We start from the raw sequence: 15,248 nt of genomic DNA, 5'->3' as shown, positions 1-15,248 counted from the left end.
TGCACTTAACAGCTCTGTAATTAATACCAAACTTGAAGATCAAGGCAAACTGACCATTTGCAGAAGAGCTTAAAGTACGGTGTTAATTACCTATTTTATGGTAAATACTCAATACTGTTAAATAGACATGAATTATAATGACCCACAAGGAATTCATCATGAAGTTACATTACACACGGTTCCTTGACTTTACCAATGTAAAATACACATTTATAAATTATTGATATATATAGATAGGGTCATAGTATATGAAGTTACGCTGCCACCCGGGGAATTTAACTTCTAAGCACCGAAACCAACTTCATGTGTGTGTGAGTGCTTGAAAGCCACAGGAATAGGGGGCTTGGAGGAAAGTCATGAAAAAATCACTTCATGAAGTTATGGTTAATAGGTCAAAAATGGCTGATGTCAGCAAATTTCAGCGTTTTTCCATGAAGTTAATTTCGTGAAACTTACAGATTGTCATGCCCTTGAAACCTGCCCTTGAATGGTGTTTAGATGGATTAGTTAGATGTTATCAGTCAACGTTCAAATCACGACTCGACCAGATCTGACAAATTGCTTTAAAACGGCTTTTGCCTCAAAGTTTGTTAGGGCCAATGAAAATCAGAGTTGCTGAAAACTATTTTTGCGATTCATGATCTAATGGATTAGCAAAACGCAAGACGTGACCCCAATGACACTAGATTCGGTGAAGAATGCGGATGCTATAAAAACGTCCATACCATCTTCTATGCTAGTGATGATTCCATGTCTGATGAAATCTTGCTTCGAATTGCTATTGGTGTATAAGTCCGTCATAGAGCCTCCCAGAAAAATCTACGATAAATCATGCCATTGAAACGATTTCAATTCTCTGGTTCGTATCAAGAAACTGTCCAAAAACAAACACTGTGTCTAACTGTTCATTTGCGTAACTATCTGATTTAAAGAGCAATGCTCTACTGGTATCATACGCCTTATAAAACTAAGGAATTGATCCAATGAGTGATAAAGTAAAAGACGTTTTTGTCGAAAAAATAATCAAGAACAAAATCAAACCACCAACACGATTTGGCTTTAAATTAGATAAGTGGGGTGAGGAGTGGGGGAAAGTTAAAGACAAAGCTTCGAAACGTGACGGAAAAGTTTTTGCAGCTGGGTACATTATCGATAGTTTGCTCTCTGAAATCCGCACAATGTTGGACGAAATCTACTTAAGAGCCCCCAAAACGACTAATGAAAAGTTGATGTTAGCTTATCTGGCAATGTCAAATAGAGAACTTGCAGTTGCTATGAAAGCTGCTTTTGCAGAGGTTAGAACTAGCGCATTTGGCATTAAGATAAATGCCAACTACATGGGGAACTCATTAACACTTCAAGAAATCTCTCATGGATGTGTTGATGGGCTACAGCCAGCAATTCGTATGTGCCAGAAGCGAATCGATGATAATGAACTGATTAAAGCGTCATCAGATCCCATTGATTTAATGAACTTTATTCGTCGTGAAATCGACTTGTCTCAATTGTACGAATTATATTCACATGTGTGGCAGTGCTTGTTTTGGTCTGACTATGACATTATTCGAGTCGATGAAGAGCAGAAAATTTATTGTGTTAAGCAGCCAGCGTCTGATTTTGAGTTTTCATTCGAAAGTAGTGCAATTCGTCGAGAAAGACTCGGTTCTCAAAAAAGACACATTGCAAGTGATCCTACAATTCAAGCAACTTTCTCTAATGACAAATATGTGGTCGTAAGAAAACGAGGAAAAAGAAAGCTTGTTGAAGTCGTAAATGTGAAAGATGCCGACGAGATGACTTTATCACGGAACACTCACTGGCAGATCACTACTACTGATATGCTCAAATATTATCCCGAAGAGTGGTTAATCAAAGAACATGACAAGGGCTTTGCTATTAGAGATGCATTGTCAGTAATGAGATGTTTAATGCTAATGTCTGGTGATCTTATGGAGAGATTTCCAGAAGATGATAGTGCATTCAGTCTTAACAAACTTTTGGAGTTTTGTCCCACAGTACAAGCATTTTCATTAAAGTTGGCATTGACGAAAGCTACAGGTCTAGATTCTGAAAAAATCACAAATATTCTGGATTTTATGACATTCAAAGCAGACAAGACGTCTGACCTATGGTGTCAACCATTAGTCAAAAAATCCAATAATGAGTATGCGATATCGGTGAGTGCTTTAGTTTCACCCGTAATGACAAGACTTATCGAAAAGTGGTGTGTTGAACTAGGCATTGATTTAGGTCAGAAGGGGTATAAGTACGAACAGACTGTTATTGATATGCTAAACGAACAGTTAGTTCAGAACGAATTTATAGAGGATTATGACCAAGCAGTTGGAAAACGCATCAAACTCCCGTCAGGAGAGGAAGAGTTTGATTTATTGGCTCGTATTGACGACCTGATAATCGTTGGTGAATTTAAAGCCACACTCACTGTCGATTCTGAAATAATGAAGCAGCGTACTGCTGATACTCTTGAATATGCGGGTATTCAAGTAAACAGAAAAACAAAGTTCTTACAGGATAACATAGAGTTGGTATTTGAGCGCTTAGGATGGGAGTTTGACTCAACGAAGCAATATAAATTTGCTCAATGTATTGTGAATAGCGCTCAAATGTTTATTGGTTATAAGTTTGATGGGATTCCAGTTGTTGATGAAAAAATATTGAAAGCATATTTTGAGTCAAAGACTATGAGTTTGATGTCAGTTCCGTGTGAGCAAGGTAATATGAGAGATATTGCATGGTATGAATTGTATGCAGATTTGGAAGAGCTGAAAAATAATCTTCAAACCTACTTATCAAGCCCTCCTCAGCTTAGCGAGATTGAAGACTCTTTTGAGTATAGTAACGTTCAGCTTCCTCCAATCCATCAAGACTCGTTCAAAATATTGCAGCGCAGATTTGTGCTGAAAGATGCAAGTCCAACTTATCGAATGGAACAAGAACATAACTTCAGAGTTTTTAAATCAGCAGATTATGAGGAACAGATTGCCAAAATGGATATGGTTATGTAAGTCATTCACATTGCTGATCAAATAAGTGCAGATTGTTTTTAGCTGGAGAGTTAAGTGGGAAGTTACGCAGATATAAACATCAATAATCAAGAACTATTGTCTTGGAATAACACTTTTGATGAGTGGTTTTTTACAAAACAGGATAGGGTTCGAGATGTACATGATGATGAAGAGATAGACGATTTCATTGGTTACAAAGTCGATGCGAAAGCACTTAAGCGCCGCCTACAGTTAGCTGGTTACGATTTGCGATCAGCTGAATTGGACTTCAATGAAGTAAAAACCTCTTGGATTGCTGAGATGAAAGAGTCTCTTGAGTCTTGCAGAGATAATCCTGACAGCATTTATGCTGACGATTCTGAGCAATTAACAGCTGATTTGAAAGTTGTTGAAGAGCATGGATTTCAAGATTGGCTGCGTACTCTTCCCAAAACTTTCAATAAATCGAGTACAGATTTCGATACAGATTACTTTAACCCAAAAGTAAACATAGAAGGGAAACCATTGTTGTCGTTCATATTGTCTGCATTTCACAGTGTTTATGATGATAATCAGGGTTTTGCGGGTTCAACTTTTCCGTGTATGTATGCTGAAACGTATGCAGTTGTGTTGTTGGAAAATTGTTCAGATGATGCTGAGTGTGTCCTTGATATAACAGACTTAGTTAACGGTGGATGGGTTAGTGATTTTGATGATATCGCTGAAGTTCAAGCAGGAGAGACGAAGTTTCACGAGCATTTTTGTACGTCACTGGATGAACTATCTACGCTGAATGAGTCTGCTAACAACGTGATTCTACAAAGAATGGTTTTTGCCAGTGTCATTACGACAATGGAAGCGTATCTGTCAGACACGATGAAGCGTAATGTACTAAATCGAAGCGCGATTAAGCGTAGATTTGTTGAGTCTCATCAATCATTTAAAGAGAAAATTGCAAAAAAGGATGTGTTCTCATTCTTTGATTCGTTAGAAAAAACACTAAATGATGAAATCGACAAGATTTCTTTTCATAACATCGACATAGTAAAAGAGTTGTACAAGAAAGTTCTAGCTTGCGAGTTTCCAGAAGACAAACTGTCTAAGCTGCGACCATCAGTATTCACAAGACATGATATTGTACATCGCAATGGTAAGAAAGCAGACGGATTCTCTGTTGATGTATCCCAACAAGATGTTATTGAGCTTATTGAGCTAGTACGTAGTGTAATTAAAGATGTTGATCTTCAAATTGTTGATGCTCTTTTGGTGGATAGTTAACTGATTGAAAACTCAGTAATCACAACTCTAAAATGCATGAATTAATGTTCATTGGATGTGTGATCTGAGCACACAATTGAGGGCAAGTCTTGCGTTTTGCTCTCTCAGTGATTTGACTTACTTTTGCTAATCTGAACCTCACGAGCGGGTGCATAACTTCTAGCTCTTTTTTGTCCCACTTCGTGCCAGCCTCTTTATCTGGCACGTTTATGCCCTTACGTGTTAGAGTAATCACACTTCACGATCCATCCTTCGCACAAACGTTCACCAGTAAGTGTCGTTAAATTTTTCTAACTGTATTAGCAATAAAGCAACTGCTTTTACTGCATTGCTTGATGACTGTATTAGAACTGATAATTGGCTCTTAACATCTTTAAAATAAAGGCATAAAGTGGCTTAGTATCACAGTGATACTAACGAGAGGTTAACATGTCTCAAAAACTAACATTAGCTTTATATCAGTCAGAAGGCGACAGGTTAAATGAGCGCGGCGTAGAGCGTATTGACAGCGTAGCTGCTCCAGACGCTATTTTGAATATGCTTGCAAATGAGTTCGAAATTATTTCCACAAAGGTCTATTTCGCCCCTGACTCCGATAAAAGTTTCACTATCGATCACTTCCGCAATGAAGATGTAGCAAAAATCATTTTGAAATTGGAGTGCACCTATAAGGACTTGGTGATCAAACAAAATGATGACTTGTCTAGCAAGGGGGGCAACAAAGCTCCTAGTGGTGATGAGTGTTTTGCTGTTGAACTGTATGATGCTGTTTGTGATGGTGCACAAACACTGAAAGATAGTATTACTGTTATGATCACATTCCTTAATGTTCTTAATTTGTTCTACAAAAAACAAAGAGATTTCGAGGATGATGATTATGCGTTTATCAAGGTGGACGGATAATGAGTGATGATAAATCTAAGAAATCAAAGCGAAAACCATACGATAATGAAAAGCCAAAACGTTCAGAACTTAGAACAGTAAATGTGTTTAATGAGCTTGCTATACGAATAAAAGGTATGGATGTTAAGCGCGAGACGTTTACTAACGCTTCTGATGGTGGCCGAGACTTTGTCGTTTCCGCCAAAACAGATGATGCAATTCAACTTACGTGTGATTTGACTGGTGCGAACCCAGAAGATCTACCCGACTTTTCAAGACTCAAAACTAAAGGTCGAGGTAAGTTACAAGTGCGCATTGATGTGAAAAGTGGAAAAACATTCTCAGCTGATATGGCAGATGATCATTCTGAGGATACAACAAAGAACGCTCGCTGTGCAATCCATTTGCTTGCATTCACAAACGAAGATATTGTGGTTACGGACGAAGCCAAGGAGAGGATGGATGAACATAGAGAAGCTCATGGGAAGAGAGGGGTTTACATTGACTATGCAGATGTAAATGGTTTAAATAGGTTAAAAGATCGAATAGCGACGCTCCCAGACCCAGATGACGATAATGAAGAGAAAAAAGATTAGTCTCAGAGCATAAAAGCCAAATATATTAGAATAAATTATATTGTACAATTAATATGATAAAGCCTGCACTGTCTTAAGAGACAAAGTGTCAGATCGTGTAAGAGTAAGTACACCTGATCTGCTTGATGCTTCGCATCACTGCCGTTCGGCAGAGTTTTGGCACTCGCGCCGATTGAATTGTCTACGCTGCGCTCCGCTTAATTCAACCGATCCAAGCGCCTTATGCCAAAGGCTCGATGTGCTCTTTTAGTAAATCCGCCAGATATGTCTGCCGTTTATATTTTGCGCTTAGACCTGTAATGGCGCTAATTAACTTATACTCTGCCCCAAACAAATGTAATTCTACTTCTGCCCTTGTGATGCCTGTATATACCCATGAATGGTCAACTAGACCACTATTCTCAACAGCAACTAATACCCGTTTAAATTGTGAACCTTGGCCTTTATGGAGCGTTATACCATATGCCAAATCCAACTTTGCCAACAAATCTTGGGTTAATAAAACTGTCCTTCCCTCATCAAGTACGACCTCACCAAATGAACCCTTCTTCTCATCGGGCGTTACACTAATGAGCTTTCCTAAGGTTCCATTCTGGATGTCGACTTCATAGTTGTTCTTAGTAAATATTACTGGGTCACCTTTTCTGAACTTAGTACCGAATTTCCTGTAACCCATATCAACTATTAAGGGTTCCGATGCCCCATTAAAAGTGGCTTGGCAATATTTATTGATGGCATCTTTCATGTTGTTTGTTGCGACTATAATCTGGAATACCCGTAGCCCCTTCCTGCCTTTGCACTATATCTAACTCAGTTACAGGCATCACTCCAGAACGAACCATATCAGTTAGAACCAATCCAGCTCTAATAGATGCAAGCTGGTTATCATCACCTACCAATATAAAACGAACGTCTGGGCTACAGTGAAGCACTATCTGAAACATGGTTGGTAAATCAACCATTGATGCCTCATCGATAATAACGACATGCTTTCCTTCTACCAGAGGCTTCTGGCCGAGAAATCTTGCAATGGTTGATGTTTGAAAACCAACTGACTTTTTTAACGTCATCGCAGCTTTACCAGCCAACGCAACTGCATGGATGTTATAGCCTAATTCATGAAAGGCTCTTAAGACAGTACGCAATACCGTTGTCTTACCTGTACCAGCGCCACCAATTATTGTAGCGAGGTTGTATTCAAGAGCTTTAAATACAGCTTCAGCTTGCTTTTCAGTGAGTGAAAATGGGTTGTTCTCCATCGCCTTATTAATAACTTCAGGGTGCAAGTCAGTCCATTCTGCTTTTGTGGAAAGCATACTTTTGAAACGATGAGTTATCACCATTTCCATAAACAAATAGGTTCCGTGGTGGAATCTGCCGTTTATTTCAGTGAAGCCAAATTTGCGAACGGCTAATGACATTGCGCTTTCAGTAAGGTCAAACTCATTAACGTCAAGTTTAAGCCGTTTCCGAACTAGCGGTAATACTTGGTCAGCGGTTGCCCATGTGTTTCCCCATTTTGATATAGATTTCAGTGCATCATTAGTCGCACCTATAAGTCGATATGGATGGTCTCCAGTAAAGCCAAATGACTCTTTTGCTATCTTGTCTGCCTGCTCGAAGGATAATCCTAGCGTTACCAACTCATAAGGATTGTTCTTTATATCTCGCGGATCAAATGACTTGTTTAATTTGAAGAGTTTCTGTTGGATATTTGGAGGAATGTGATGCTGTGAGAGCCAAATCGAATGGCGTAGGTTTTCAAAACGCTCAAAGCCATTGATCAAGGTTTCTACTTGCTTATCGGTAAACGCTGTCCTTAATTTCTCTAGGTCTTTATTGATAATTGAGGGGAATAACTCTTCTCGCAATACATCCTGTGCATCCACCATAGTCTTCCTGCCAATTCGATAAAACTCTTTGCTATCAGAAATAAAAGTTATCATTTCATCAATATCGTTTGGCATTGTTAGTTCAAGGCTAGATGGGTTCTCGAAGTAAACCCTTGTTCTCTCATAGTTGTTCGAATATGTCTCGGTGCGATATTCATATGTTCCAGTAATCTCCTTTCTTAGGTTTAGCATGTAGACTATCCATATGCACGTTAACGGCAACATAAGATAGAGCAGTAGCAACCTGCAAACTATCACGTCTGACTATTTTTCCATTCATGAAAAAACGGTCACCTTCTTTCCAAATGGTACGAACTCGGATGTATGCTGTTAACTTATCTTGCATTAGTCAAGCTCATCAGAAATAAGCGCACCTAGTTCGCCAAATCGTTTTAACTCAGCTTTCAGTATCATATTCTCTTCTTCAAGGTCAGAGTTCCTCTTCCTTAGATAGAGGAGTTCATTGTTGGAGCCATTAAATTCAGCTAGCGCTTCACCTTTATTGGAATTAGAGCTTTTTTTGTTTGAGTCTTTGCTAACGTCTTGCTCAGACTTTTTAGGAAGGATGCCTTCTTTTCGCTTCTCATCTTCGAATTCTGTAATTGCGTTTTGCATTCTATTTGAATAAACAGCAGAACGAGAGCAATCCAAGGCTTTGGAAATTTCCGTTCGGTTAAGACAATCATCGTCGTTAATAATTTCCCGAATTTCATCATCAGACACATGCTTTTTCCATTCCTGAAAGTCTGCGAATATTTCATCAGACCTACTTGTGCCATTCTGACTTTTATTATTCGACATCATCATCCTTCATGTTTTCTACCGTCCTAAGTTCCTTAACCAAATAAGAACTCAAGATAGCTTCAATAGGGATATTAGTGTTGGTTTTGAGCAGCCTTATTATTGCGATCATTGTGTATGTGTTAGTTGCTAGCTGGTTAGCTAGTTCTTGTTTTTCTTCTCTAAGTCTTTCGATGTTTGCTCTAAATGCTAGCTTGTTATTTCTGGATTTAAAAAGATCCATATCGCGCTTAGTGAAACCAAGCCCACTCAGGTATTCGGCATTTACCTTCTCAATCATTCCTTTTCTAGGAGTAAGGGTGCTAACCTGACCTGTAATAAGTCCTTTAGCTACAAGACGCTTATGTACCAATATCGGTGTTATTTCTTCAACATTACCTTCAGCCTTGATTAGCTCTAACTCAACAGCGACTGCTTCATCGAGTGCAGATCCTCTTAAATCACCCATCATTTATCCTCTTCAACTACAGTATCATCTAAAGAATAGCCTTTCTTGTTGCGCTGATGTTCAATAGCGAAATAATCAGCAAGTGTTGTAGGCTTTTTAAAGGCACCAAGTTGTTCTGGAGTAGGTTTGTCAATAAGCGTGACAATAATGCCTTTAGCTAACGCCTCCTGAGATTTTTTCTTCATCTTATCTAGAATCGAAACTGAATTACGTGCTTTATTCAGTGAGTAGTTAAAGGCATCATCTTTTTCAGCAATCAGTTCTAACTTCTGAAGGTTATTCTTGGCGTTAATAGAATGTTTAACGATGGTTTCTAATTCGCCACTTCGACCTGTCATTGCATGATATCCACATTCTTCACCATTCACACATTTTGCACCAAATGGACATCCCCATTGAGCCAAATTACGCGTACAGGTGCCAAGGACTAGTGGATTAAGTTCAGCGTGTCGTCTTAATAATTCTTCAGCTTCTTCTTTCTTACCTTCATTCAATAATTCATTGTAGGCATCGTTTAATTCTGGTAAAAAATCTTCGGATACCATATCTGCAAGATATTTTGCCTGTTCATCTTTATCGCCGTAAGTGTGAAGCGACTTTTTAAAATTGCTCTCTAATGAGATATCTGGGTCAAATACAATTTGTCCTGTCACTTTGGTATATTTAACAGGGTTGGTCATCTCCATTTCATCTAATGGTGAGTCACTAAAGAGTTCGTCTAGATCATCGACTACATCATTTGAATCACTTTCTTGAATAACAGGGTTGTTGGTATCTGAGAAAAAATCAAACTGATGTCCTTCATCCAAATCACCTAGAAGATCAGGCAACGGTGATTCTAATTCCTGAGCAAGGCTAAGATGTTTATAAGCCTCATTTTGCCTTATGTCACGTCGGCCCATAAGCATCGCTTGCAAATGGTCAGTAATACCTGCTATTGCAAGAAAGGTGTTAATATTGTGGCGCGGCATGTGAGTTAATAGTTCTGTAGGGTTGCCATCCTCGTCAAATAACTTGTATTTCTTGAAGATAGACATTCCTCCCGCAGTGCCGAGAAAACGTTGTATTGCTGGATGAGTGATATAAATGATGAAATTCTTATATACACGACCACGACCAAGGTTTGAACCACCATAGGGCACTATGAACAAAAGCTCTTCATAATCAACAGGATATTTCTTTTTCTGGTGAACAACCACTTTATTGAATTGACTATTTTCCTTCAGGTGCTTTTTATCTTGAGCTAATTTGATAAAGCCCTTATTCAAATCATCTTTAGAATAGTATGTAAGCGTTTTACTTGAGGCTTTTACACCGACATTCTTTTCTTGCTCGACCGGGAGAATACCAATATTGGTTAGCGCTTTCTTTCCTTTGTCGCGTATATCTGACCAATATTTGCCGCTTGCTGAAGACTTAAGTAAATAATCACATACATCATCAAGCTCAACAAATTCGCCATCAATTTTGTGAATTTCAGGAGGCAAGAAATCGGCAAATCCAAACTTTCTCTCCCGAATAAGAACTTTTCTATAAGGCTCAGTCACTCCTTCTACGGCAGCAACAATTGCTTCCACTAAGGGGATTGCATTAGGCTCAACCCAATGGACAGTTTGTTTAGAACCTTTCATCCCAAGGTAATTAATTTTTAAGTTGTATTCGCACAGCTTAAACTTCTTCGCCAATTTCAATGCATCACCCTTAATAGGGACGCGCTCGGTGCAGCCTTTTTTTAATGAGGCTGCTTCATCAAACCTAAAGCCAGTAATAATTAACATGAGCAACAGGTTTAACAGAATAATTTCACCATCATCCTCTACAATGTTTATCAATGCAATAACGTTGAGGAAAGCCTTTATTGATATTAACTTATCTTTGTCATCATCAGCATCGTTAATATTTAATGTGCCTTCTTCGGCCAGTTTGACGTCTATCGCTTTCTGTCGCTTCTTGGTGTTAGTAGTGTTATGTGAGCCATATTTTGAAACGAAACTAATTTCAGTTAATACAAACTTCTTCTCATCTAAAAACCTTGATATTGACTGCAACCCAATAGCAGAGTTCTTAAGGTTAGTTATGTCTTTGGCTTTAGCTTCAGCAATCATACCCATTGCATGGTTGAACACCTCACTAGAAAGATAAATTGGATTTGATTGTCCCGTTGTCATTTTCAACGAATAGTATAACTGGCGTAATAATAAGTTAGCCGCCCTCAACTTTGAAGCTGATGGTGTCTCCGCATCTTTGTTAGGGTTAAAAGATGATACGAAAAACGCCTTCATAAAGTCCTGATAATACTTATCAGTGATATCGAATGTTTCTTTTATCTTGTTAATCTTTCCAACTTGATGGAACTGAGCTTTCGCACCATTTCCAGTACCACTTAACCAAGCGACACCTTTTGCTCCTAGAGGTTGCTTATCTTTATCCCAAGAAACATTTGAATTATACGCTTGATTCATTAAGTCCCAACGAATCTTTTGCTCGGCAATGAATTGTCCAAGTATCTCTAAGTTCTCTTTCATTATTGCACCTCAACAAATTCGATATCATTATAATTGCCGAAGCCTTTACCGTATCGCTTTTCAAGTCGCTTCATTACTGACATAACATCACCCCTCATTACGGTGAGTAGGGGGATAACTGGATTACCCATGTCACCAATATCATCAGATAAGGTAACAGTCTGTACTATTTCCTTCTGGATGCTGTATAGAACTGCAAGATGATCACCATCAATAAATGGCCTGAAGAATAAACATGAATAACAACTTCGAACTTCAGCAAAAGGGCATTCTGCACAATCTCTGTCACAGCCACCTACGTGATAGTGAAGCTGTCCACCTATAACTCCAGCAACTTTTCGTCCTGTCCACCTATCTGAAAAAACCAATTCGCCAGTCGTCATTAGTTGAATGATACTTTTCCACGCTTGATTCATTCCAAGCGCTCTTAATCGAACTAATGCCAACTCTGGTGTTGCCATAATATAATGCCTAGCAACAACAAGAGAGGTGTGACCAAGGATATAGGCGATATCTTCGGCTGAAGCACCACGCATTGCTAGTGAGTGGGCAGCATTATGCCTAAATTGGCTCAATGAAATTTTAACATCATCCTGACAATAAACATCCAAGCACTTACTTATGCATTTATTTATTGAATCACTCGATTGAGCAAAACTAGGAAATAGCTTGTCAGTATCATCAAGTTCATGTGCTGAAATATAAGTCTCAAGTATCACGCCGACTTCTTCTGGCAGGGCGATATCCATTCTCTCAGTAACATCAACAACACGACCTTTTTTTGCATAAGGGATTTTCAAGGAATATCGGGTAGCTTTTCCAGCCTTTCTTATTGTGTCTACATTAAAGTCAGACACCTTCAATTTATCGAACTGCGTTGCTCGTGGCCCTGCAACATAGGCAATTCCCAAGTACGAGTTATTTCGTAGTTCCATTTTGGAAAATTCGGTGCCTTTCTGGATGTTATTACTCATCCGCCAAAGCCCTTTGACAACTTGTGAGATTCGCCGCTCATGGATTGCTTCACCCGCATTCTGATAGATACCCCAATTGTCATTATCAGGCCGAGGCAATACTACCAAGTCATCTTCAATATCTTCGCCAATAGCAGGGAAGTCAATGGAACCTAGCTCCCTTAACATGAACAATAAATAAAAGAATGTTTCGTTCCTTGTTTTGAAACTTGAGTATTCACCGCTCTGGAGTAGTGGTATAAATGTTTTTTCTGAGAAAGAAGCCCCTTGTTCTTTGAGCCAAATGAATATCTGCTTAAACCCATACAATAATGTCTTGGTGGTAAAAGGAATATGGTCGATAACGTATCTACGTATTAGGTATTTGCATAATTTCTTCTGGTAACCACACTCAAAGCTACTAAAGTCAAGGTGCAAATCAGCACCTGAATAACGAAACTTCCATGAATCACCAGTCGTCTTAACGTATTTATCATCAAATTCATCCGCCGCCATAAAAACAAATTTGTTCGGTATTTCAAGAGCATTTATCACCTTCTTCTGAGCGGCACTAAAACAATCAAAGGAAGGTATAGCTATCGCATTAGAACGCATAGAAAATATCCTCAGTTTTCTCAGTTTCTATGATGGACTCCAATTCATCCTTTACCTTCTTGGCATCTTCATTAACCCTACGAATATTCTTCTGGTTTGCCTGCTCAGCAAAGAAACGCTTGCCGTAATTTCTCGGCATGTCACTGTAATCAGACCAACCGCCAAGATTTCTCAGAGAATCAACAACGTTTTCCATAATCTGTTTCTCACCAATAAACTCTCCACCTGTATGAGCTGCTATTTTTATTGAGGCGTCATACTCCTTGGCATAATTGTATTTCAACATTTCGTATGCCCATGTATGCCTCGCAACCTTAGGTGTAAGGCGGGGTAATGATTCATAAATGGCTGTGTTGCGGAAATCTGGATAGTGTTTTGTTATTGTCCCGTCGAGAATATTGAAAATATCCTTGATTCTAGATACTGATATTGGTTTATAAGGAGACTGCGATGAGGTGAACAAAACCTTATGATTCTCGATATCATCATCAAATAATTTTGCGCGGTACTGATTAATAAACCCTTTCAGGTGCGTGTAGTCGCGTTTAGTAAGGCTTAAAACCCGATGTGAATATGCAGTCTTAATTGATGGCTCATAACTTCTAGGATCAATGTAATCATCATCAAGGCTAGTCACGGCAAGGAGATATTTAACCTCACCAGAAGGTGTTGGCGCTGACATCTTTACCGAATCAATATCGAGGAGTAACAGTTCTCCACGCCTTAGGCCATAATTGAAGTATAGCCGTATCATAAGGTCGTTTCGAAGCTGGATGAATTGCTGCATCCACTCATCTTTATGCTTAAATGGATTACGATTATTAGGCCGTGATGGGGTAGATGGGGTGGAGATTACAATAATCGCCCTGCGCATCAAATCGGGAATACTTTTATAGACCGAATATGTGCCAGTGCCTTTGCCGCCTTGCTTCAATAGTAATTTTAACTCTTTTTCATACTCAGCTAACTCATCACGGTAATCCTGCCGTATCTTGCGGCATTCTTTCACCGATAAGTCTTGGTATTTGAGTGTGATGTAGTGAGAGATGAGATATTTGAAGAATCGGGCAACAACTTGGACACGCTTAGCATTTGTCTGCTTAAACTTTGTTGGCGCAGAATTTATATGGTGTACCGTTTCATCAAGAGGGATATCATCTAAATGCTGCTTGGTACAAAGCCAATCAAAGAAATTCTCCAGCTCACTAATAGGCTCACTGAGGTCATATTTATTGGCAATTAAGGAATAGCAGAAAGAGTGCCCAAATTTACGCTCCCAAAATGTATAAAAGAAACTGATCGCACGGAGATCTTTCTCATGTGTTGACTGAGCATGACCAGATTTAGACAACATAAACAACGTCGGGTGTAAGACAGGCATGCAGGTCTCGGTGTCCTCAAGCACCCAAGTGGAGTGTCGCTGGTCTTCACTGTAAACCTTACTAACGCTATACATTGGTGATCCTATCTGCATAAGACTATGAAGTTATAGTAGTCATACAAGATTCATTTTTCCAATGAGTTTGGGGGATTTATAAGTTATGGTGCCCCGAGCGGAATCTAACTTTTCTGGAGTTCACCAAGATGGTGAATAATTACTGAGAACATCATTTAAGAATTTAATAGTATTAGGTTAACCTAAGTAAGGAGCTCAAACTCATGAACCACCTGAAATCAGGTAATTTCAAAGCATTAAAACGCATAAAAGGTTCATTCTAATTATATGACTCATGTCAGCGTGACATTTTGGCGTTCATGACGTAGTCAAATCTGACAGCCTGCATCTCATTAACTGGCTTCTACTCAATAGGAATAGATAACAGTTTATTTCTGCTTTAACTAAACTTTATTGGATAAGGTCAGGTATCTTAACCACCCTCAAGCTTTCTAATAAGCTCCTTCTTATCTTCCTCTGATAGCTTTTCAATCAAACAAGCTAACTTCGCCGAATTGTCCGAATTACAGAAAAAGTAGGAGAGTGGAACACCCAACTCGTCAGCGATACGACGAAGGGTTGCAATGTCAGGCATGTGTCTGCCTTTTTCATAGTGGTTCATACGCCCACTCGCAGAGCTTGGGTCCATTCCCAAGCGAATCCCCAACTCTTTCTGACTGATACCTGCTGCCTTACGAGCTTCTTTGAGTCGTATCGGCAAAGGGTTTTCTGTATACATGAAAACTTCATTATATAAATCCTAGATAACTTAGATTTTCTAAGTTTTTACCATTCAGGTATACTTAGCAATCCTAAGT

Annotated in this window: 12 protein-coding genes; 4 read left to right on the top strand and 8 right to left on the bottom strand. The window is 39.0% G+C overall.

The window, feature by feature from the left end; translation table 11 throughout:
* The first annotated feature begins 983 nt into the window (after positions 1 to 983).
* The 4 genes from C9J47_RS27085 to C9J47_RS10635 all read left to right on the top strand — a co-directional run bounded on the left by C9J47_RS27085 (position 984) and on the right by C9J47_RS10635 (position 5,761).
* Positions 984 to 3,026, top strand: coding sequence for a hypothetical protein (locus C9J47_RS27085; protein ID WP_170107494.1), 2,043 nt, complete (start codon positions 984 to 986; stop codon positions 3,024 to 3,026).
* A 54-nt stretch (positions 3,027 to 3,080) separates the two neighbouring features.
* Positions 3,081 to 4,283 (top strand): HEPN/Toprim-associated domain-containing protein, encoded by a 1,203-nt coding sequence (locus tag C9J47_RS10650; protein WP_107253518.1) that lies wholly within the window; start codon positions 3,081 to 3,083, stop codon positions 4,281 to 4,283.
* 429 nt (positions 4,284 to 4,712) lie between these two features.
* Positions 4,713 to 5,186, top strand: coding sequence for a hypothetical protein (locus C9J47_RS10640; protein WP_107253516.1), 474 nt, complete (start codon positions 4,713 to 4,715; stop codon positions 5,184 to 5,186).
* On the top strand, positions 5,186 to 5,761 hold the full coding sequence (locus tag C9J47_RS10635; RefSeq protein ID WP_107253515.1) for a hypothetical protein: 576 nt from the start codon (positions 5,186 to 5,188) through the stop codon (positions 5,759 to 5,761). Before C9J47_RS10640 ends, C9J47_RS10635 begins: the two co-directional genes overlap by 1 nt.
* A gap of 220 nt (positions 5,762 to 5,981) precedes the next feature.
* On the opposite strand, the gene C9J47_RS10630 is transcribed toward C9J47_RS10635, so the two are convergent.
* The 8 genes from C9J47_RS10630 to C9J47_RS10595 form a co-directional block, all read right to left on the bottom strand.
* Entirely contained in the window at positions 5,982 to 6,506 is a 525-nt protein-coding gene (locus C9J47_RS10630) for an ATP-dependent DNA helicase (protein WP_107253514.1), read from the bottom strand.
* Positions 6,487 to 7,728, bottom strand: coding sequence for an AAA family ATPase (locus C9J47_RS10625; RefSeq protein ID WP_170107493.1), 1,242 nt, complete (start codon positions 7,726 to 7,728; stop codon positions 6,487 to 6,489). The genes C9J47_RS10630 and C9J47_RS10625 overlap by 20 nt, the downstream gene beginning before the upstream one ends.
* A gap of 270 nt (positions 7,729 to 7,998) precedes the next feature.
* The gene (locus C9J47_RS10620) at positions 7,999 to 8,454 is read right to left on the bottom strand and encodes a hypothetical protein (protein ID WP_107253512.1); all 456 of its coding nucleotides are present in this window, start codon (positions 8,452 to 8,454) and stop codon (positions 7,999 to 8,001) included.
* Positions 8,444 to 8,905, bottom strand: a complete 462-nt coding sequence (locus C9J47_RS10615; protein WP_231854932.1) for a hypothetical protein — start codon at positions 8,903 to 8,905, stop codon at positions 8,444 to 8,446. The genes C9J47_RS10620 and C9J47_RS10615 overlap by 11 nt, the downstream gene beginning before the upstream one ends.
* Positions 8,902 to 11,427 (bottom strand): hypothetical protein, encoded by a 2,526-nt coding sequence (locus C9J47_RS10610; protein ID WP_107253511.1) that lies wholly within the window; start codon positions 11,425 to 11,427, stop codon positions 8,902 to 8,904. Before C9J47_RS10610 ends, C9J47_RS10615 begins: the two co-directional genes overlap by 4 nt.
* Positions 11,427 to 12,995, bottom strand: a complete 1,569-nt coding sequence (locus C9J47_RS10605; RefSeq protein WP_107253510.1) for a site-specific integrase — start codon at positions 12,993 to 12,995, stop codon at positions 11,427 to 11,429. The genes C9J47_RS10610 and C9J47_RS10605 overlap by 1 nt, the downstream gene beginning before the upstream one ends.
* On the bottom strand, positions 12,985 to 14,451 hold the full coding sequence (locus tag C9J47_RS10600; protein ID WP_107253509.1) for a hypothetical protein: 1,467 nt from the start codon (positions 14,449 to 14,451) through the stop codon (positions 12,985 to 12,987). The genes C9J47_RS10605 and C9J47_RS10600 overlap by 11 nt, the downstream gene beginning before the upstream one ends.
* Positions 14,452 to 14,863: 412 nt before the next feature.
* Positions 14,864 to 15,169, bottom strand: a complete 306-nt coding sequence (locus C9J47_RS10595) for a helix-turn-helix domain-containing protein (protein WP_107253508.1) — start codon at positions 15,167 to 15,169, stop codon at positions 14,864 to 14,866.
* Between the last annotated feature and the right edge of the window lie 79 nt (positions 15,170 to 15,248).

The sequence above is a fragment of the Photobacterium indicum genome (genome assembly GCF_003026215.1).
In the GTDB taxonomy this organism is placed as follows: domain Bacteria; phylum Pseudomonadota; class Gammaproteobacteria; order Enterobacterales; family Vibrionaceae; genus Photobacterium; species Photobacterium indicum.
This window is presented reverse-complemented; position numbering and strand designations above follow the sequence as displayed.